The sequence below is a fragment of the Segatella copri genome (assembly GCF_019127135.1).
In the GTDB taxonomy this organism is placed as follows: Bacteria; Bacteroidota; Bacteroidia; order Bacteroidales; family Bacteroidaceae; genus Prevotella.
This window is the reverse complement of the sequence record NZ_JAHOEA010000030.1, coordinates 32807-51640: the sequence shown is the minus strand read 5'-3', so window position 1 is coordinate 51640 and position 18834 is coordinate 32807. Positions and strand designations below refer to the sequence as shown.

The 18834-nt window shown below is 46.9% G+C and carries 14 protein-coding genes and 1 pseudogene; 8 read left to right on the top strand and 7 right to left on the bottom strand.

Features of this window, described 5'->3' with window-relative positions:
- Positions 1-130: 130 nt before the first annotated feature.
- From KSW37_RS09255 to KSW37_RS09245, 3 genes are all read right to left on the bottom strand, one after another.
- The gene (locus KSW37_RS09255; RefSeq protein WP_022111675.1) at positions 131-337 is read right to left on the bottom strand and encodes a helix-turn-helix transcriptional regulator; all 207 of its coding nucleotides are present in this window, start codon (positions 335-337) and stop codon (positions 131-133) included.
- 220 nt (positions 338-557) lie between these two features.
- Positions 558-2495 carry a membrane protein insertase YidC gene (gene yidC, locus KSW37_RS09250; protein ID WP_217315037.1) on the bottom strand — a complete coding sequence of 646 codons (1938 nt, stop codon included), beginning with the start codon at positions 2493-2495 and terminating at the stop codon, positions 558-560.
- 55 nt (positions 2496-2550) lie between these two features.
- Positions 2551-4155 carry a CTP synthase gene (locus KSW37_RS09245; protein ID WP_217315035.1) on the bottom strand — a complete coding sequence of 535 codons (1605 nt, stop codon included), beginning with the start codon at positions 4153-4155 and terminating at the stop codon, positions 2551-2553.
- Between the two features lie 138 nt (positions 4156-4293).
- Between KSW37_RS09245 and KSW37_RS09240 the strand changes: the two genes are divergently transcribed.
- Positions 4294-5577, top strand: a complete 1284-nt coding sequence (locus KSW37_RS09240; protein WP_217315033.1) for a DUF3078 domain-containing protein — start codon at positions 4294-4296, stop codon at positions 5575-5577.
- A 69-nt stretch (positions 5578-5646) separates the two neighbouring features.
- On the opposite strand, the gene KSW37_RS09235 is transcribed toward KSW37_RS09240, so the two are convergent.
- Together KSW37_RS09235 and rlmD are read right to left on the bottom strand one after the other, a co-directional pair.
- On the bottom strand, positions 5647-6864 hold the full coding sequence (locus KSW37_RS09235) for a porin (RefSeq protein WP_217315031.1): 1218 nt from the start codon (positions 6862-6864) through the stop codon (positions 5647-5649).
- A gap of 25 nt (positions 6865-6889) precedes the next feature.
- Positions 6890-8341, bottom strand: coding sequence for a 23S rRNA (uracil(1939)-C(5))-methyltransferase RlmD (gene rlmD / locus KSW37_RS09230; RefSeq protein WP_217315030.1), 1452 nt, complete (start codon positions 8339-8341; stop codon positions 6890-6892).
- Between the two features lie 877 nt (positions 8342-9218).
- On the opposite strand from rlmD, the pseudogene ppdK reads away from it, so the two are divergent.
- The 3 genes and pseudogenes from ppdK (at position 9219) to KSW37_RS09215 (ending at position 13099) form a co-directional block, all read left to right on the top strand.
- Positions 9219-11939, top strand: a pseudogene (gene ppdK / locus KSW37_RS09225) (pyruvate, phosphate dikinase).
- Between the two features lie 173 nt (positions 11940-12112).
- Positions 12113-12340 carry a hypothetical protein gene (locus tag KSW37_RS09220; RefSeq protein ID WP_217315205.1) on the top strand — a complete coding sequence of 76 codons (228 nt, stop codon included), beginning with the start codon at positions 12113-12115 and terminating at the stop codon, positions 12338-12340.
- Positions 12341-12430: 90 nt separating this feature from the next.
- Entirely contained in the window at positions 12431-13099 is a 669-nt protein-coding gene (locus KSW37_RS09215; RefSeq protein WP_217315207.1) for a DUF3256 family protein, read from the top strand.
- Between the two features lie 207 nt (positions 13100-13306).
- Here KSW37_RS09215 and KSW37_RS09210 read toward each other — a convergent pair whose 3' ends face one another.
- Together KSW37_RS09210 and KSW37_RS09205 are read right to left on the bottom strand one after the other, a co-directional pair.
- Positions 13307-13879, bottom strand: coding sequence for a chromate transporter (locus KSW37_RS09210; RefSeq protein ID WP_022121159.1), 573 nt, complete (start codon positions 13877-13879; stop codon positions 13307-13309).
- A gap of 24 nt (positions 13880-13903) precedes the next feature.
- Positions 13904-14437, bottom strand: a complete 534-nt coding sequence (locus tag KSW37_RS09205) for a chromate transporter (protein WP_217315209.1) — start codon at positions 14435-14437, stop codon at positions 13904-13906.
- A 173-nt stretch (positions 14438-14610) separates the two neighbouring features.
- Between KSW37_RS09205 and KSW37_RS09200 the strand changes: the two genes are divergently transcribed.
- From KSW37_RS09200 to KSW37_RS09185, 4 genes are all read left to right on the top strand, one after another.
- Positions 14611-15912, top strand: a complete 1302-nt coding sequence (locus tag KSW37_RS09200; protein ID WP_217314367.1) for an MFS transporter — start codon at positions 14611-14613, stop codon at positions 15910-15912.
- 85 nt (positions 15913-15997) lie between these two features.
- Positions 15998-16558, top strand: a complete 561-nt coding sequence (locus KSW37_RS09195; RefSeq protein WP_217314368.1) for a hypothetical protein — start codon at positions 15998-16000, stop codon at positions 16556-16558.
- 60 nt (positions 16559-16618) lie between these two features.
- Positions 16619-17374: a 16S rRNA (uracil(1498)-N(3))-methyltransferase gene (locus tag KSW37_RS09190; RefSeq protein WP_217314369.1), complete on the top strand. Its 756-nt coding sequence runs from the start codon at positions 16619-16621 to the stop codon at positions 17372-17374.
- Positions 17375-17430: 56 nt separating this feature from the next.
- Positions 17431-18828: a DUF4836 family protein gene (locus KSW37_RS09185; RefSeq protein ID WP_217314370.1), complete on the top strand. Its 1398-nt coding sequence runs from the start codon at positions 17431-17433 to the stop codon at positions 18826-18828.
- The last annotated feature ends 6 nt before the right edge of the window (positions 18829-18834 follow it).

Here is an 18834-nt window from a genome sequence, read left to right as displayed (position 1 = left end):
TATGCAACTTTTGGGTACACTATTTCAAAGATCGAATGTTAAACTAACATAACCCATGAAGGGACTTTTTCAGTGCCCTCCCTGGGCTAGGAGCTTCTGCCCTTTCAGGGCGTGTGGGGCATACCTAGTTTTATTCTTTTTTGATAGGAACGGGTCCTATTTCCTGACCAAACAGCAGGAGGACCTGGTTTACCTTGTCGAGTCGTAGTGTTTCCTTTCCCTGTTCCAGTTCTCTTACGAATCTGAGTCCTACGCCCGATTTCGCCGCCAGATCTACTTGCGTCAATCCGAATTGCTTGCGCATTTCCTTAACGTATGATGATAATGTATTGCTCATGTTCTTGTTGTTTTATACCCTATCGGGTAATATTATATATGGAATAATATTATATTATACCCTTTCGGGGGCAAATATACGAATAAAAAATGAAAATACCCCCGAAAAGGTATAATTTATAATATCATTTAACTAATTATACCTTTTCGGGGGCAAAAAAAGCGTAACGAATACCTTTACTGGTGGTAATCATTACGCTTTCATTTTTATCTGGTGATCTTTATTTTCCGAGATTGTTCTTTTTCTCGTTCAGTTCTGCCTGCTTGCGCATCATCTCAGCCTGCTGCTGGCGCTGCATCTCCTGGAGAGCCTGCATTCTTGCCATCAGGCCGCTTGCCTTCTTAGGGTTGTTCTTGTTCTCCTGATAGCGCTTCTCAAGGATGGCGAGGAGTTTCTCGTCGTCGGTAGTCTTGCGCAGGGTCCACATGATAGCGGCACTGAAGAACAATGAGATGAAGTAGTAGAAGTTCAGACCGGCTGAGTAGTCATTGAACATGAAGAAGAACATCAATGGCATGAGATACATCATCCACTGCATCATCTTCATCTGCTCTGCCTGCTGACCTACCATCTGGTCGCGCTGCTGGCGCATGGTCATCCAAGAGTACAACAGGTTGGCTACACAGAACAGGATACAGGTCAAACTCAAATGGTCGCCAATCAGCCAGATGTTGGTGTTCCATTCGAAGATTGGGTCGAAGGTACTCAAGTCGCTCATCCACAAGAACTTCTCACCACGAAGCTGGATGGCATTAGGCACGAAGTTGAACATCGCAACCCAAACCGGCATCTGAATCAGCATAGGCAAGCAACCGGATAATGGGCTTACACCATACTTGGCATATTCTGCCATCATTGCCTGCTGCTTCTGCATCTGGTCCTCAGGCTTGTTATATTGAGCCGTAGCTGCTTCGAGTTTTGGTTTCAGCACGCGCATCTTGGCTGAACTCATATAGCTCTTCTTTACCATAGGGTAGGTGATGAGCTTCAGGAGCAAGGTGATGAGAATCAATACGATACCCATTGGGAATATCTTGCTCAACCAGTCGAATACGTAGAGTGTGAAGAAACGGTTGATCCAGCGGATGACAGGCCATCCCAGGTATACGAGCTTCTGAAATTCCAAGTCCTTGCCAAAGGTACTTTCCTTCTCGGTATTCTTCAGGATCTGGAAGTCGTTAGGACCGAAGTAGAACTCAAACTCAGATGCCTTCTTACCGGTTGGGTCGAAAGCTGTCTTCATCTTAGCCTGGAACTGCTTCAGATAGCCAGAACCCTTCTCCTGAGGGATAGAGGTCATGAAGGCATCCTTCTCGAAGTTATCCTTTGATACGATGATGGCAGAGAAGAACTGGTTCTTGAATGATACCCAGTCGATGGCTTCTTCTATTTTCTCGTCAATCTTCTCGCTGCCCTCGCTCAGATGGTCGGTACCGCCTTCTGCATTATGGTAGGTGAGGGTAGTGTAACGGTTTTCGAACATGAAACCACGTTCCTGCTGGCGTGCCTTGTCGCTCCAGTCAACATCCATCTTATTATAATTAGGTGAGAACAGACCAGCCATACCATTTGCCTGCAGGCTCATGTGCAGCATGTAGTCATCGCCCAATGTATAAGTCAGGGTGAGCGTCTTGCCTTCACCAGCCACAGCGGTCATGGTTACAGACTTGTCGGTCACGTTGGATGGAGTGAAGTAGAGATCGCTGGTGATGATGTTGGCCTCCTTAGCCTCGAGCATGAACTTGAGGCTCTGGTCGTTACCGTCGAAGAGGGTTACGTCCTTGGCATCAGCCGAACCATCTTTCACCTGCAGGTTGTGTCCCACATAGCCCTTGATGACAGCCTTCTCTACAGTAGCACCCTTGGTGTTGAGTGTTAATTCTACCTTCTTGTTTTTCAATACAATCTTCTTAGCCTGGCCTTTGAGTGCCGAATAGAAGAGGGCGGTTGAGTCTGCCTCAACCTTTGCTTTGGCATCAGTCTGGCGCTTAGCAGCGGCAGCCTTGCTAGCCTTTTCCATCTCGGCATGTTTAGCCTTGGCGATGGAGTCCTGAACGAATGCCGTTCTCTGTTCTTCGGCAGATGGCTGGTTGTACCAGCTAAAGCCAATCAGCACTACGGCAATCAGGAGGAAAGCGATAATGTTGTTCTTGTTCATTTTTAAAATTTGAAATTAAAGGAGTAAAGGGGATCACTCCTTTAACTCCTAATATTTACTTTTTGTTTTCTATTGCTGTCTTTACGAAATCCATGAACAGTGGATGTGGTTTCAGCACCGTACTCTGGTATTCCGGATGATACTGTGTACCTACGTACCACTTCAAGCCTGGGATTTCTACGATTTCTACCAGGTCGCTCTCAGGGTTTCTGCCTACGCACATCATGCCGTTCTTCTCGAATTCCTGCTGGAACTCGTTGTTGAACTCATAGCGGTGGCGGTGGCGTTCCTGAATATGCTCCTTCTTATAGATATTGAACACGCGTGAACCCTGTTTCAGCACACACTCGTAAGCGCCGAGACGCATGGTTCCACCCATGTTTGATATGTTCTTCTGCTCCTCCATGATGTCGATGACATTGTGTGGAGTCTTCTCGTCCATCTCGCGTGAGTTGGCATCCTTGTAACCCAATACGTTGCGGGCAAACTCGATGACTATCATCTGCATACCCAGGCAGATGCCGAAGGTAGGGATGTCGTGGGTGCGGGTATAGTGGGCGGCGATAATCTTGCCCTCGATGCCTCGCTGGCCGAATCCTGGGCAGATGACGATGCCGTCCTGTCCCTTCAGCTGTTCAGCCACGTTCTCTTCTGTGAGATATTCTGAGTTGATGAAGGTAATCTTCACCTTATGGTCGTTGTAGGTGCCGGCATGTGAGAGACTCTCGCGGATACTCTTGTATGCATCCTGCAGGTCATACTTGCCTACGAGACCGATGTTTACCACCTCTGTAGCCTTGTTTCTGCGGTCGAGGAATGTCTTCCAAGGCCCCAGCGCTGGTGTCTCGCCGATAGGCTCGCCCATCTTGCGGAGGATGGCGGTGTCGAGGCCCTGGTTCTGCATGTTTACAGGCACCTCGTAGATGCTAGGAAGGTCTTCGCTCTGAATCACGCAGTCCAAGTCTACGTTACAGAAGCTGGCTACCTTCTTCATGATTCCTTCTTCGAGATGTTTCTCGGTGCGGAGGATCAGAATATCTGGCTGAATACCTACGCTCTGCAGTTCCTTCACAGAGTGCTGTGTAGGCTTTGTCTTCAACTCGCCTGCTGCCTTCAGATAAGGCACATAGGTAAGGTGAACGTTGATGGCGTTCTTGCCCAGTTCCCATTTCAGCTGTCGGATAGCCTCCATGTAAGGGGCGCTCTCGATGTCGCCGATGGTTCCGCCAATCTCGGTAATCACGAAGTCATAGTGATACTTCTTGCCGAGCAGCTTCACGTTGCGCTTGATCTCGTCGGTGATGTGAGGCACCACCTGGATGGTTTTGCCGAGATAATCGCCACGACGCTCCTTGTCGATGACTGCCTTGTAGATACGACCAGTGGTGAGAGAATTCGCTTTTGTAGTCTGAATGCCGGTGAATCGCTCGTAGTGTCCGAGGTCCAGGTCGGTCTCCATACCATCTACCGTTACGTAGCACTCACCATGCTCATACGGGTTCAGCGTACCCGGGTCGATGTTGATGTATGGGTCAAACTTTTGGATAGTAATGTTGTAACCTCTTGCTTGAAGAAGTTTACCGATGGATGAAGATATGATTCCTTTACCCAAAGAAGAAACCACACCACCAGTTACGAAGATGTACTTTGTTTCAGCCACGATATTTATAATTTAAATTAGAATTATTTGGGTGCAAAGTTACGACATTTTTGTGAAATGAGCAAAAATATTCCTAATAAAGGGCTGAGATTTATGAATTATTTATTACCTTTGTGCCCAAATTTATAAAATTAAGGTATGAAAATAAAATTTGGATTACTCGTTCTTGCGTTCCTTTCGGCTCTGACGCCTGTTTCGGCCCAGCGCAAAGTGAAAAAGGTTGAGGTGGAAAAAGTGCCGCAGAAAACGGTGGCTGACATCTATGCTGATTCGCTTATGAAGACCCGGCAGCGCATCGATTCCATGAAGATGGACTCTAAGGACATCAGATATGCCCAGCTCTTTACGCCGCTCACGTTCTATCATGGGCCGGCAGCCCGCATGTTGCGGCTTAAACCTCAGGATGGGGTGAAGGATTCGCTCGGTACAATGCTCGACCAGACTCTGATGGAGGTTTATCTCACGCGTCCCGACCTGGTGCGCGATACCGAGACTCATCTCAAAGAGGTGGGAGCACCGCTGGCTACTCAGAGCAAACCGAAGAAGAATCATCCTGACATCGTAGAGCTGGTGGCTCCGAAGGCGATTGAGGTGGATGCGGCACCGATGGATATCATCATCACCCGTCCTAACTTCTGGACCATAGGTGGCGATTATTATCTCCAGTTCCTGCAAAACTATGTTTCTGACAACTGGTATAAGGGTGGTGAGAGTAATTATTCGGTGCTCGGAAGAGTGACGATGTTTGCCAACTACAATAACAAGCAGAAGGTTAAATGGGAAAATAAGGTGGAGATGCGCCTGGGTTACCAGACTTCGAAGGGTGATACGGTTCATACGCTGAAGACGAGCGATGATATGATCCGATACACCGGAAAACTCGGTCTGCAGGCTTCAAAGAAGTGGTATTACACCATCCAGGTTGTCGGCCAGACCCAGTTTACGCATGGTTACAAGAACAATGACAAGAAGGTTTATTCCGATTTCTTCTCGCCATTCAATCTGAACCTCTCTGTCGGTATGGATTATAATGTAGACTGGTTCCATCATCGCCTGAAGGGTAGTGCTCATCTGGCTCCTCTGGCTTTCAACTGGAAGTATGTGGGCAGAGAGTCGCTGGCTACGCGATACGGACTGGAAGAGGGACAGCATGGTATGACCGATTATGGTTCTGAGTGTACCTTCGACCTGTCGTGGCAGATAGCGGATAATATCAAGTGGAAGACCCGTCTCTGGGGATACACCACTTACAAGCGTGCTGAAATAGAGTGGGAAAACACCATCACCTTCCAGTTTAACCGTTATATTTCTACCAACATCTTCCTCTATCCGCGTTTCGATGATGGTGTGAAGCGCAAGGATGATAAGAGCTATTGGCAGTTTAAGGAATTCATGTCAGTAGGTTTCTCTTATTCGTTCTAGTATAAGCTGTTGACTGTAAACACAATGAAGGCTCGTTCCTGTAGTAGGAGCGAGCCTTTGTTGTATCTGTTAGAATCGGAAGCAAACCTCGGCATCTGCCATGGAGTAATTATGCTTCGCAAGTGTCTTGTCGTTGATAAGTGCATACTCGGTAAGGATAGAGATTCGCTTGCCGATGTGGAAGTTCAGACCAGCCTCATACTGGGTTCTCTGCATGTTGCTCTTGCCGTTAGGCTGATACATGTCGTAACGTGCCTTGATGTCGATTCGGCTGTTCTTTGGCAGCTGAGCCAATGGGGCGATAACCAGTCCATATACACCCTGTGCCTTATCGCCTATTTTTGCATTCAGATTGCAGTCCTTGGCGTTGGCATCGTTGAAATTGGTGATGCTCTTGGCAAAAGCCTTGCCGGTAGAGTGGATATACTCAGAACGTACGGTCCAGCCGTCTTTCTTATATTCGAAAGAGAAGGCGTAGCGGTTTTGGTTCAGGCTGCGGGTGCCGCTGAATGTCTCTTTTACAGGTTTTCCTTCCTTGTCAAGAACGGAATTTCCAGCAGCATCTTTCTTGTAGATGATGTTTCCCTGTTCATCATCGGTCCAAGTTCCCTTTCTTGCATAAGAACCGGTCCATCCGAAGGCACCGATGCGCATGCCGCTTACAGGCATTACCCATACACCACCAATCACATTCTTCTGCTGGTCAACGTCCTTGGTATTGATTCCCTGTCCGTTGAACACACCAATCTGATAGTGCAGCAGGTTTCTGCCATTGGCATTCTTGAGGAAATCGCCCTGGAACTGAAGACCGATGTCACGGCCGTTGGATGCATGTTCTCCGGCACGGTCGCTGAAACCAGCCAGCTTGCTCACGTTCTGTGAATATCCCATGAAGCCCTGGTCGATAGGGTGCATCGGATTCTCAAAGGTGAACGGGTTCTTGAACTGACCGATCTTCACCTTGAAGTATTCATATTTCTGCCATTCAGCAAACAGATCCACCATTCTCGGACTGGAACCGAGGGTAGAGGTGTTGCCGTTGAATTGAATCTGAGTCTTCCAGTAGAAGTCGCCTGCTATGCGACCTTCGAGAGAGATACGCGCCATACGGATGTTGAATGAGTTGGATTCAGCATCTTTCTGTCCGTTGTACTGATACTGGGTCATTCCATAACCCGACAATTTCACGTTGCTCAACCATGATGGTATTTCGATGGTCTGCTTCTGCTGGGCGCTGGCTGAGACCGAAGCTACAGCCATGAGCGCCATGATGATGGTTTTCTTCATCTTGTTTCTATTTTGATTTCTAGGTTTATCTCTTTTCGAGCAATACCACGTTCTCTACGTGAGGGGTATGAGGGAACATGTCCACCGGCTGTACGGCAGCTACCTTATACTCCGCATCCATCAGCTGCAGGTCGCGTGCCTGGGTAGCCGGGTTGCAGCTTACGTATACGATGCGCTTTGGTGCTGCATTCAGGATGACGTTTATTACGTCTGGGTGCATGCCGGCACGTGGAGGGTCGGTGATGATGACGTCAGGACGACCGTGCTGCGCGATGAAATCATTGGTCAGGATATCCTTCATGTCGCCTGCATAGAAGAGGGTATTCTCGATGTTGTTCACCTGAGAATTCACCTTGGCATCCTCTATGGCCTCTGGCACATACTCGATACCGATAACCTTTTTTGCCTTGTGAGCCACGAAGTTGGCGATGGTTCCGGTTCCGGTGTAGAGGTCGTAAACCAGCTCGTCTCCGGTGAGGTCGGCAAACTCGCGGGCCACGCAGTAGAGGTGGTAAGCCTGCTCGGTATTGGTCTGGTAGAAACTCTTAGGACCCACCTTGAATTTCAGGTCTTCCATCAGTTCGTAGATATGGTCGTTGCCCTTGAAGAGGCTGAGTTCCAGGTCGTTGATGGTATCATTTCCCTTCTGGTTGTCCACGTACATGAGTGATGTAATCTGAGGGAACTTGTCAGCCACTTGCTGCATCAGTTCCAATGCTCTCTGCTCATCGCCCTCCTCATCATAATGGAACTGGAATACGAGCATCCACTCTCCGGTGTTCGAATTGCGGATCATCATGTTGCGGAGCAAACCGTGCTGCTCACGCAGATCGTAGAAGGTATAGTCGTGAGAATCAGCGTATTCGAAGACGAAGTTGCGGATTTCGTTGCAGAGGTCATCCATCAGCCAGCACTTCTTGATAGGATAAATCTTGTCGAAGGCTCCGGTGATATGGAAACCGATGGCGTTCTGGGCGTGGCGCTCCTTGAGTGATGTTACGGTATCATCCTCTTTCTGAGGGAGCTGAGCCAGTTCCTCGGCGGTGAACCATCGCTTGTTGCTGCATCCGAACTCAATCTTGTTGCGGTACTCCTGGGTCTTCACGCTACCCATGATAGGGCGAAACTCAGGGAGTTCAATCTTTCCGATGCGAGTGAGCTGGTCTTCCACCTGCTTCTGCTTCGCCTTGATTTGCTCCTCGTAAGGCAGGTTCTGCCATTTGCATCCGCCGCAGATGCCGAAGTGCTCGCACATAGGCTCCTGTCGCACCTCGCTCTTCTTGATGAAGCGAACCACCTTGGCTTCGCAATACTTATGTTTCTTCTTTACTACCTGCAAGTCGACAACATCTCCTGGCACACAGAAAGGTACGAAGATGACCTGTTCATCTACGCGTGTGATGCACTTACCCTCGGCTGCTACTGCCTCGATGGTGATGTTCTCTAACAGAGGTAATGGTTTACGTTTTCTTGCCATAATAATGTTTTGTATTTTTTTATGGGTGCAAAGATACGGCAATTTTATGAGAAATGCAAGAGTTGTCCCAAATTATTTTCATCCTTGTCCTGAATCACGTGAAGGTGAAAAGGCTTTTGAAGGTAAAAAAGTAAAAAGGTAAAAAAGTAAAAAGATTGTGAGGCGATAACAAAAGTAACAGAAGTAACAGGTAATATTCTGTGGTTGTAAAGGGATGAAATGTGAATGTGAATGTGAATTTGAAATGTAAGTGAAGAAAACGGACTGTCATGTGTATCCTTTTGTCAAGGCTGTTTATTGATGATTTTTGATAGTATATATTTTAATTGTTCGTACGCGCGTACCTTATTATATATGAATTAAATGATATTAATATCATTACATGCATTCTTTTTTCTTTGCATTTACATTTCAAATTCACATTCACATTCACATTTTTACATCAGAAGTCACCTGTTACTTTTGTTACTTTTGTTATCGCCTCGCAATCTTTTTACCTCTTTACCCTTTAACTTTTTTACCCTTAAATTACGTCCCGACGCAGCCGTTGCTACATCGCGACGCAATCTTTCGTACGTCCCGACGTAGCCATCGCTACGTCGGGACGCAGTTTCAGATGCATCGGGAGGGAGTAAAAAACACCGAAAATCCAGGCTGCAATTCCGAGAGACGCACTTTCAGATTCGTCAAATATCTTCTTGTCGTATTCGGGATTGTTAATTTTCTGCCCGTGTGTGCGTCAACAGTATAAAATGTAATCTCGGGATAGCAAAAAAGCGTATAAAAGTTTGGTGGTATCAAATAAAAATCGTATCTTTGCATTACAATTAATAATTAACAACGTTAAACGGAATAAAATATTATACCTATAATAATTATGAACGAAAAAAGAGTTTATACATTCGGAAACGGAAAAGCAGAAGGCAATGCCCAAATGCGAGAAGTACTTGGTGGTAAAGGCGCAAACCTTGCCGAAATGAACCTGATTGGTGTACCTGTTCCTCCAGGTTTCACCATTACTACAGACACTTGTAATGAATATTATGAAGTGGGTGAGGAAAAAATCAAAGAACTTCTTCAGGACGAAGTGATGGCTGCAGTGGCTCATACAGAGGCATAGATGAACAGCAAGTTCGGTTCTGTTGAGAATCCACTCCTCGTATCAGTACGCTCAGGTGCACGCGCATCTATGCCTGGTATGATGGATACCATCCTCAACCTCGGTTTGAATGACGAAGTAGCTGAGGGATTGGTCAAGAAGACCGGTAACCCTCATTTCGTATACGATTCATATCGCCGTTTCGTACAGATGTACGGTGACGTCGTTATGGGACTGAAGCCTGTAAACAAGGAAGATATCGACCCATTCGAGGCTATCATCGAAAAGGTAAAGGAAGAGCAGGGCGTTACACTTGACAAGGACCTCTCTGTAGAGTCGCTCAAGAAGCTCGTTGAACTCTTCAAGGCTGCCATCAAGGAGCAGACCGGTCAGGATTTCCCTACCAACCCTATCGATCAGCTCTGGGGCGCTATCTGCGCTGTATTCCGTTCTTGGATGAATGAGCGTGCTATCCTCTACCGCAAGATGGAAGGTATTCCTGATGAGTGGGGTACTGCCGTATCTGTCATGGCGATGGTATTCGGTAACATGGGCGATACATCTGCTACAGGTGTTTGCTTCTCACGTGACGCTGGTAATGGTGAGAATCTCTTCAATGGTGAGTATCTTATCAACGCACAGGGTGAGGACGTGGTAGCTGGTATCCGTACTCCGCAGCAGATTACAAAGATTGGTTCTCAGCGCTGGGCTGAGCGTGCCGGTATCTCTGAAGAGGAGCGTGCTGCCAAGTATCCTTCTATGGAAGAGGCTATGCCTGAGCTTTACAAGGAGCTCGACGCTCTCCAGGATAAGCTGGAGCACCACTATCACGATATGCAGGACATGGAGTTCACCGTACAGGAAGGCAAGCTCTGGTTCCTCCAGACTCGTAATGGTAAGCGTACTGGTACAGCCATGGTGAAGATCGCTATGGACCTCCTTCACGAGGGTATGATCGACGAGAAAACTGCTATCCTCCGCTGTGAGCCTCAGAAGCTCGATGAGCTTTTGCACCCAGTATTCGATAAGTTGGCTCTCTCTAGAGCTAAGGTCATCACACAGGGTCTCCCTGCTTCTCCAGGTGCTGCCTGCGGTCAGATTGTATTCCACGCTGACGATGCTCAGGAGTGGCATGATGACGGAAAGAAGGTTATCATGGTTCGCATCGAAACATCTCCTGAAGACCTCGCTGGTATGTCAGCTGCCGAGGGTATCCTTACCGCTCGTGGTGGTATGACTTCTCACGCTGCCGTTGTAGCCCGTGGTATGGGTAAGTGCTGTGTATCAGGTGCCGGCTCTATCAACGTTGACTACAAGACTAAGACTGTTGAGATTGAGGGCGTTGTTTACAAGGAGGGTGATTACATCTCTCTGAACGGTAGTACAGGTCAGGTTTACGCAGGACAGATTGAGACAAAGGCTGCAGAACTTTCAGGCGACTTCAAGGAGTTGATGGACCTCTGCGACAAATATACAAAGATGGAGATCCGTACCAATGCAGATACTCCACATGATGCTGAGGTAGCTCGTGCATTCGGTGCCAAGGGTATCGGTTTGACACGTACAGAGCACATGTTCTTCGATGATCAGAAGATTGTAGCTATGCGTGAGATGATTCTGGCAGACTCAGTAGAGGGTCGCGAGAAGGCACTTGCCAAGCTCCTTCCATATCAGAAGGCTGACTTCTACGGCATCCTCAAGGCTATGGATGGCTGCCACGTGAACATCCGCTTGCTCGACCCACCTCTCCACGAGTTCGTACCTCACGATTTGGCTGGTCAGGAGACCATGGCTAAGGAGATGGGCGTAAGCGTAGAGGAAATCAAGAAGCGTGTAAACTCTCTGGCAGAGAACAACCCAATGCTCGGTCATCGTGGTTGCCGTCTCGGTATCACATTCCCTGAGATTACAGCTATGCAGACCCGTGCCATCCTCGGTGCAGCTTGCGAGTTGAAGAAGGAAGGTTACAACCCATGTCCTGAAATCATGGTTCCGCTCATCGGTACCGTTCAGGAGCTCAAGCAGCAGAAGGCTATCATCCTCGCTACTTCTAAGGAGGTATTCGCTGAGTATGGTGTAGAGGTAGAATTTGAGATTGGTACTATGATTGAGATTCCTCGTGCTGCCCTTACAGCAGGTCAGATTGCAGAGGAGGCTCAGTACTTCTCATTCGGTACTAACGACTTGACACAGATGACCTTCGGTTATTCTCGTGATGATATCGCTTCATTCCTCCCTGCATACATGGAGAAGAAGATCTTGAAGGTAGACCCATTCCAGGTTCTCGACCAGGAGGGTGTTGGTCAGCTCATCAAGATGGCAGTAGAGAATGGTCGTGCTACTCGTCCTAACCTCCGCACAGGTATCTGCGGTGAGCATGGTGGTGAGCCATCATCTGTTAAGTTCTGCGCTAAGGTTGGCATGAACTACGCTTCATGCTCTCCATTCCGCGTGCCAATCGCCAGACTTGCGGCGGCGCAGGCTGCTGTTGAGGAGTAATTCTCTTTTGAAAGAAGATTGTACGATTAATGATTAGATAATTAGAGGAAAGTGTTTCGTAATGAAGCGCTTTCCTCTTTTTCGTCTTTTTTAGGTTAAATTTCGAAAGAAAATGAGCAAATCATTTGCAAGTTACATTTATTTTCCGTAATTTTGTCGGAAAATAGAGAAATATGGCAGCAAAAGAAGAAAAGGAAAAGGCAAAGTTTGTCAGAGAAACAGTAGTGAAGTATTTCTTTGATATGAGTAAATCCACTTTTACTGTAATGGTATTAGGTGGGATGGCGGCTCTGTTTGGGATAGTTCAGACCAATCAGGAAGATTCTTACTGGGCGATATTTTGGGGTATCTTCTTAACTGTCATTTTATTTATAATAGGTTTGTTAATTTCTAAAAGGTAGATATATGAATACATTAGCTTTAACTTTTGCCGTTTGCTCAATAGTAGCATTGGCCTTTCTTGCATGGCTCTTTACTCCTTGGGGAAAGAAATGGTCGAAGGAATTGTAGTGATGAAGAAGATAAAATATATATTATGCGCTTGCCTGATGATGGCAAGCTTGGGCATGGAAGCCAAGTCGATGAAAGACTTGCTGGTTTCGATGCCCGATTCTGTTGTGCCTTATCTCAACCACAACCTGCGGCTGGAATTTGCTGAGCTGCAGGAGATGGGAGTGAAGGCAGAAGTGAAGAATCTGTTAGGCGAAACGAGTGTGATGGATACGCTGACTGCTGATTTCGCCCAGTTGAGAACAAGCAAGAGCGCTACTTTGCAGATGAAGAAACTGCCATCGGCTAACGGCGATTCGCTGCTTTGCGTGGTGAAGACGTTTGCCGGAGTAGAGAAGGAGAGCGAACTCTATCTCTTTAATCAGGATTGGCAGGAGCAGGATGCCAGCAGAATTTTCGATGGAAAATCTTTGCAGGAACTGGCTTCCGGACTTGTTGCCAAACCCGATACGATGAGCGAGGCTAAGTTTGATGAACTCAAGGGGAAAATTGAACTCAAAATCGTGAGCGCTTTGCTCCTGCAACACGAAAACAGTCTCGTAGTGCGCTTGGCTTTACCTTTCCTGTCTGCTGACGATAAGAAGGCTGTAAATGTAATAAAAGTGCAAAGAAAATTTAATTGGGATGGTAAAACTTTTAAGGAGAGTTAAATTCTTGAAGTTTTTTACTATAAACTATTGCAGGTTACAAGATTATTTGTACCTTTGCATCGTGTTTTTCATGGTATTAGATTATTAAGGTTAATAAAAGATTGGTTGTCGTGAGACAATCAATTTTTTTTTGTCCCTATCTGAAGGCATCAGCCCCTTGTCTTACCCATCGGCTGGAGGTCGTTGGTTCAGACCGCAGGGCGATGTTTAGAAGATAACCATTCCGATGATACCGCAGATGAAAAGCAGCAGGATAGGGTTGGTCTTTCTGAATTTTGTGAAGTAGAAAGCAGCCAGAAACAGCACGATGCTTGCTCCGAAGACAAACGGATTGTCGGTTGGTGATCCGAAGTTCTCTTTATTCATCAGGAGAACAGCGGCAGCAGCTATCAGTCCGATGATGGCAGGGCGGAGTCCCGCAAAGATATCCTTTACGATTTTAGAATCCTTGTGCGTAATCAGATAGCGGCTGATGAGAATCATGATGATAAAAGGCAGCCACATGATGGAGAGCGAAGCCAATACCGAACCCAGACAGGCTGCCCAAGTAGGATAGCCGTCGTGAAGGCAGGCGGTATAACCTACGTAGGTGGCACAGTTGATGCCGATAGGTCCCGGCGTAGACTGGCTGATAGCCACTATATCCGTAAACTCAGCATTGGTAAGCCAATGATTCTTCACTACCGTCTCGTTGTGGATGAGCGAAAGCATCGCATATCCGCCACCAAAATTAAATGTACCAATCTTGGTAAATATCAGAAATAACTTGAGAAATAACATATCTTTTCTGTAAACTGTAAACTATTAATTTTTAACTATAAACTTTCCATAAAGCCAGCCGAGCACACCGGCAGCAATGATGATGTAGATAGGGGAGATGCCGAAAGCTGCAATCAGCAGACAGCAGACAACGGGAATCCAGATGTTGTAGCGGTTGATGTTTGCCGTCTTTGCCATCTTGAAGCAAGGCGCAGCAATGAGCGCTACCACGGCAGGGCGCACACCCATGAAGAACTTGCCCACCCAATAATTGTCCTTGAAATGCTGGAAGAACATGGCGATGATGAGAATGGCGATGATAGAAGGCAGGGCAATGCCTATGGCACCCACAATGCCTCCCCAGACTCCCTTCAGCTTATAACCGATATGACTCGCCATATCGATGGCGAAGATGCCCGGAGTGGTCTGCGCCACTACCATGATATCCATGAACTCCTGCTTGTCCATCCACTTGTTCTTGTCTACAAATTCCTGTTCCATGATCGGTATCATGGCGTAGCCTCCGCCTAGCGTGAAAGCCCCGATTTTATTGCACGTGATGAAAAATTTTACTAACATATCAGTTGCTTCTATTTTATTTTTCTCTTATATCTGTTGAAATCGACTGCAAAAATACACATAATTTGTTAAATATGTTAGCTTTCATGCGGATAATCTTCAAAATCGTGTGCTTTTTTCCCGAATTTTTGTATCTTTGCAGCTAATATTTTATAATAAAAAGACATTAAACTATGAATCTGAAAGTACGCCTAGCAGTGATGAACTTCCTGGAGTTTGCAGTTTGGGGAGCTTATCTTACGTCTATGGGCAACTATCTCGGCAAGGCTGGGATGGGTGCAGAGATTTCCTGGTTCTATACCATCCAGGGAATCGTATCTATTTTTATGCCTACATTGATGGGTATTGTTGCTGATAAGTATATCCAGCCGCAACGTCTTTTGGGCTATTGTCACCTTTTGGCAGGAGCAGCCATGATAGGTCTGTTCGGTATGGGACAGGCTAGCCAGACTCCTAATGAGGCAATGTTTATAGCTGTTTACACCTTCAGCGTGGCATTCTATATGCCTACATTGGCATTGTCAAATACTTCTGCATTCAGTATATTAAAGAGCAATGGGCTTGACACCGTGAAGGCCTTCCCGCCAATTCGCGTGTTCGGAACCGTGGGTTTCATCCTTACGATGTGGATTGTGAACTGTGCTACCTGGGACAACGGTTCATTCTCGTTCCTGTTGAGCGAGAACGCCCATAAGTTCCAGTATACCCATTATCAGTTCCTGGTATCGGGTGTGCTCAGCATCCTTCTCTTCCTCTATTGCTTCTCATTGCCTAGCTGTCCTGTAGTGAAGAAAGAGGCTAAGAGTTGGGTTGAAACATGGGGTTTCGATGCCTTCAAACTCTTCAAGAGCCGTGAGATGGCGATGTTCTTCATCTTCTCTTGCATGCTCGGTATGAGTCTGCAGGTAACCAATGGCTATGCCACTCCGTTCATTACCAGTTTCAAGGGCGATCCAACGATGCTTGATACCTTTGCAGCTAACAATGCTACGCTCCTGGTATCCATCTCTCAGGTTGCCGAGGCGCTCTGCATCCTTCTCATTCCATTCTTCCTGAAGCGATATGGCATCAAGGTTGTGATGCTCATCGCCATGTTGGCATGGGTTTTGCGATTCGGTTTCTTCGGATTGGGCAATCCTGCATTCCCGGGTGTTACCTTCTTCATCCTCTCATGCATCGTTTACGGTGTAGCTTTCGACTTCTTCAATGTGTCGGGCGGTCTGTTCGTAGACCAGAAATGTGATGTGAAGGTAAGAGCATCGGCTCAAGGTCTGTTCATGCTGATGACCAACGGTCTGGGTGCATCTATCGGAACCATTCTCGCAGGTATGGTCATCAACCATTACTGCCACTGGACAGACGATGGCTATCTGATGGGTGACTGGAAAACCTGTTGGTTCATCTTTGCCGGTTATGCGCTCGTGGTAGCTGTAGCCTTTGCTGTCCTTTTCCGTCCGAAGAAAGAACAGAAATAAGGAAGAAAAAGGTCATACTCAACGCGAGAGTAAAAACAGATAATAACGTAAAAAATAAATATAAATAAAGAAAGGGTACTTAATAATGTTGTACAAACTTAAACTCGCTGCCTGCTTTGGCATCCCGGAAGGTTTCGGGACATGTATTATTAGTCTGGTAGACGAAGCCGAAAAAAGAGCTTTATCTATCCTGACTCAGGAATATGTAGCAGAGCAGCTGAAGGCATGTAATTCGAAAACTTCTGACTTTAATAATGATGTGATCTCTGTACTTTGGACACTATTTGACAGGCAAAATGTAGACGATTTCTATCTCGAATTCGATGCTACGCCAGAGAGGGGAATATATGCTACTCTTGTGAATAAAATCACAAATGAGCGAATGAGTATCAAACCTGACCAGGCTGTGTTGCTGGCTATGGCTGCGGATATGGAAATGTATACAACAGAGATGGTTATGAAGGAGCTTTCTACTCCTTTTAATAAAGAGAACGTGACTTCGACAGCTTGTTCCGTTCCACTCTTGGCCTTGCCAGACCAGATGCTCGAGAAAGCATTGGATTGTGCTATTAATGAAGAAGATTACGAAGCAGCCTCAGCCATTCGCGATGAGATAGAGCGCCGCAAAGCCAAAAAAGGTGAATAATTAAAGGATATTTTTACGTAATAACAGAAAATAAAGAAGAAAAAGTAACAATAAGAGGAAATGAAAGAAGTTAGATTTTTCTATGTGCCAGATGCGGCTACGCAGACAGAACTGCCTCAGGAAGAGGCCACTCATGCACTCAGGGTTTTGCGTATCCAGGCGGGGGACGAATTGTTCCTGATGGATGGCAAGGGGGTATTCTACCGCGCAGAAGTTTCGCTGGCTACCAACAAACGCTGCATCTATGAGGTGAAGGAGGTTATGCCGCAGCAGCCTGCCTGGCGCGGACACATTCACCTGGCCATCGCCCCGACAAAGATGATGGACCGCATAGAATGGATGACCGAAAAGGCTACGGAAATCGGCTTCGATGAAATCTCTTTCCTCAACTGCAAGTTTTCTGAACGAAAGGTAATCCGCACCGACCGCGTAGATAAGATTGTGGTTTCTGCCGTCAAGCAGAGCCACAAGGCGTGGAAACCTGTAGTCAACGAACTGCAGAACTTTAAAGATTTTATTACTACTCCCCGCAATGGCAGAAAGTTTATCTGCCATTGCTATGAGGAGATTGAAAAGAAAGACTTTTTTACCGAGATTTCCAAGTCATGTCCAGCTGATGATTCCGCCGGAGCAGCCCAGGAGGGTACTGATGACATCACCGTGCTGGTAGGACCTGAGGGCGATTTCTCTATCGATGAGGTGAGACTGGCCCTGGAAAACGGATATGAGAGTGTTTCGCTTGGCACCAGTCGCCTCCGTACGGAAACAGCAGGATTGGTGGCTGTCAACATGTGCCATCTGGCAAGAAGAATATAGCAAGTTATATCCATACGCCCTTGAAGGGCTGAAGCTTTAAAATATTTACTAGTGTGATGAAAAGATTGTATAAGAGTTTGATGTTCATGTGCTTGGCTGTCGTATTGGGATTGCTGAGCTCATGCTCGGGCACTGACTATCTCAATGCCATTCCAAAGAAAAGTACTGCGCTCATCTCTGTTGATATGCAGCAGATGGCATCCGGCAAGAGCGATGAAGACAAGGCGGGAATGCTCAAGTCTCTGTTGCACGTTGAAGATGCATCGAAGTGTGGCATCGACATCTCAGAGAAGATATTCCTCTTTGAGAGTGCTGATGGTAACCTCGGACTTTGTGCCAAGGTGAGCGATGAGGGCGATGTGGAAGACTGGCTTGCCTCGCTTGCCAAACAGCATATCGCTACAGAGGTGAAAGAGCGCAAAGGCTTTCATTTCTCTGTATTGAAAAATTCGTGGCTGGTCGGCTTTTCTGATCAGGCACTCCTCGTTATGGGACCGGTTGTAGCCGATGCACAGGCCCAGCTCCAGCAACAGATGGTGAAATATCTGAAGGCTGATGAGGGCGAAGGTATTACCGCATCGCCTATGTTTGAACGGCTGGAAACCATCACCTCGCCTATGGCTATGGTGGCTCAGGCTCAGGCGTTGCCGGAGAAGTTCGTAGCTCCATTTACCCTTGGCACGCCTAAGGATACCGACCCTTCGCAGGTAGTGATTGCTGCCGAGATGGACGTGAAAGACGGTATTCTGCAGGTGAAGGGAGAAACCTTCTCCTTTAATAAAGAAATAGATGAGGCTCTGAAGAAGGCGGCTCAAACCTATCGTCCGGTCAAGGGCTGCTACGTCAAGTCGATGCCTGCTGATGCACTGGCGGGTATCTTCATGAACGTAAAGGGCAATCAGTTCCTGCCGATGATGCAGAGCAACCGCAGCCTACAGACCCTCCTGATGGGTATCAATCAGGCCATTGATATGGATAATATCATCCGTAGTGTGGATGGAGATATGGCTATCGTGATGCCTTCGCTTACAGATAACAATATGCAGATGACGATGGCTGCTAAACTGTCGCATGCCAATTGGTTGGGCGATGTTGATTATTGGAAAACTTCATGTCCGGCTGGTGCGAAGATAGCCAATTGGGGAAAGAATGCTTACTTCTATACCGATGGCAAGACCTCGTTCTATTTCGGTGTGACGGATGACAAGCAGTTCTTTAGCGGAAGTGACCAGCTGATGGCGCAATATGCCGTGAAACCAAGTAATCATCCGATAGATGCAAAGATTCAGAAACTCATCGTCGGTCAGAAACTGGCAATGGTCATCAATCTCGCCAAGAGTTCTGATAGTGACGGCTCGGGCAAGAATGATGCCATCTCTACCGTAACCGGTCTGCTCACCCCAGTCTTCGGAAATCTTACTTCGGTGGTCTATACTTTAAAGGTAAAAGGATAAAAAGGT

Bases quoted from the DNA above. Each gene is read 5' to 3' on its own strand.
- rlmD (WP_217315030.1), bottom strand. From the start codon at position 8,341: ATGGCAAGAAAACGTAAACCATTACCTCTGTTAGAGAACATCACCATC.
- KSW37_RS09240 (WP_217315033.1), top strand. From the start codon at position 4,294: ATGAAAATAAAATTTGGATTACTCGTTCTTGCGTTCCTTTCGGCTCTG.
- KSW37_RS09195 (WP_217314368.1), top strand. From the start codon at position 15,998: ATGTTGTACAAACTTAAACTCGCTGCCTGCTTTGGCATCCCGGAAGGT.
- KSW37_RS09205 (WP_217315209.1), bottom strand. From the start codon at position 14,437: ATGTTAGTAAAATTTTTCATCACGTGCAATAAAATCGGGGCTTTCACG.
- KSW37_RS09210 (WP_022121159.1), bottom strand. From the start codon at position 13,879: ATGTTATTTCTCAAGTTATTTCTGATATTTACCAAGATTGGTACATTT.
- KSW37_RS09190 (WP_217314369.1), top strand. From the start codon at position 16,619: ATGAAAGAAGTTAGATTTTTCTATGTGCCAGATGCGGCTACGCAGACA.
- KSW37_RS09255 (WP_022111675.1), bottom strand. From the start codon at position 337: ATGAGCAATACATTATCATCATACGTTAAGGAAATGCGCAAGCAATTC.
- KSW37_RS09200 (WP_217314367.1), top strand. From the start codon at position 14,611: ATGAATCTGAAAGTACGCCTAGCAGTGATGAACTTCCTGGAGTTTGCA.
- KSW37_RS09215 (WP_217315207.1), top strand. From the start codon at position 12,431: ATGGTCGAAGGAATTGTAGTGATGAAGAAGATAAAATATATATTATGC.
- yidC (WP_217315037.1), bottom strand. From the start codon at position 2,495: ATGAACAAGAACAACATTATCGCTTTCCTCCTGATTGCCGTAGTGCTG.
- KSW37_RS09235 (WP_217315031.1), bottom strand. From the start codon at position 6,864: ATGAAGAAAACCATCATCATGGCGCTCATGGCTGTAGCTTCGGTCTCA.
- KSW37_RS09220 (WP_217315205.1), top strand. From the start codon at position 12,113: ATGGCAGCAAAAGAAGAAAAGGAAAAGGCAAAGTTTGTCAGAGAAACA.
- KSW37_RS09185 (WP_217314370.1), top strand. From the start codon at position 17,431: ATGAAAAGATTGTATAAGAGTTTGATGTTCATGTGCTTGGCTGTCGTA.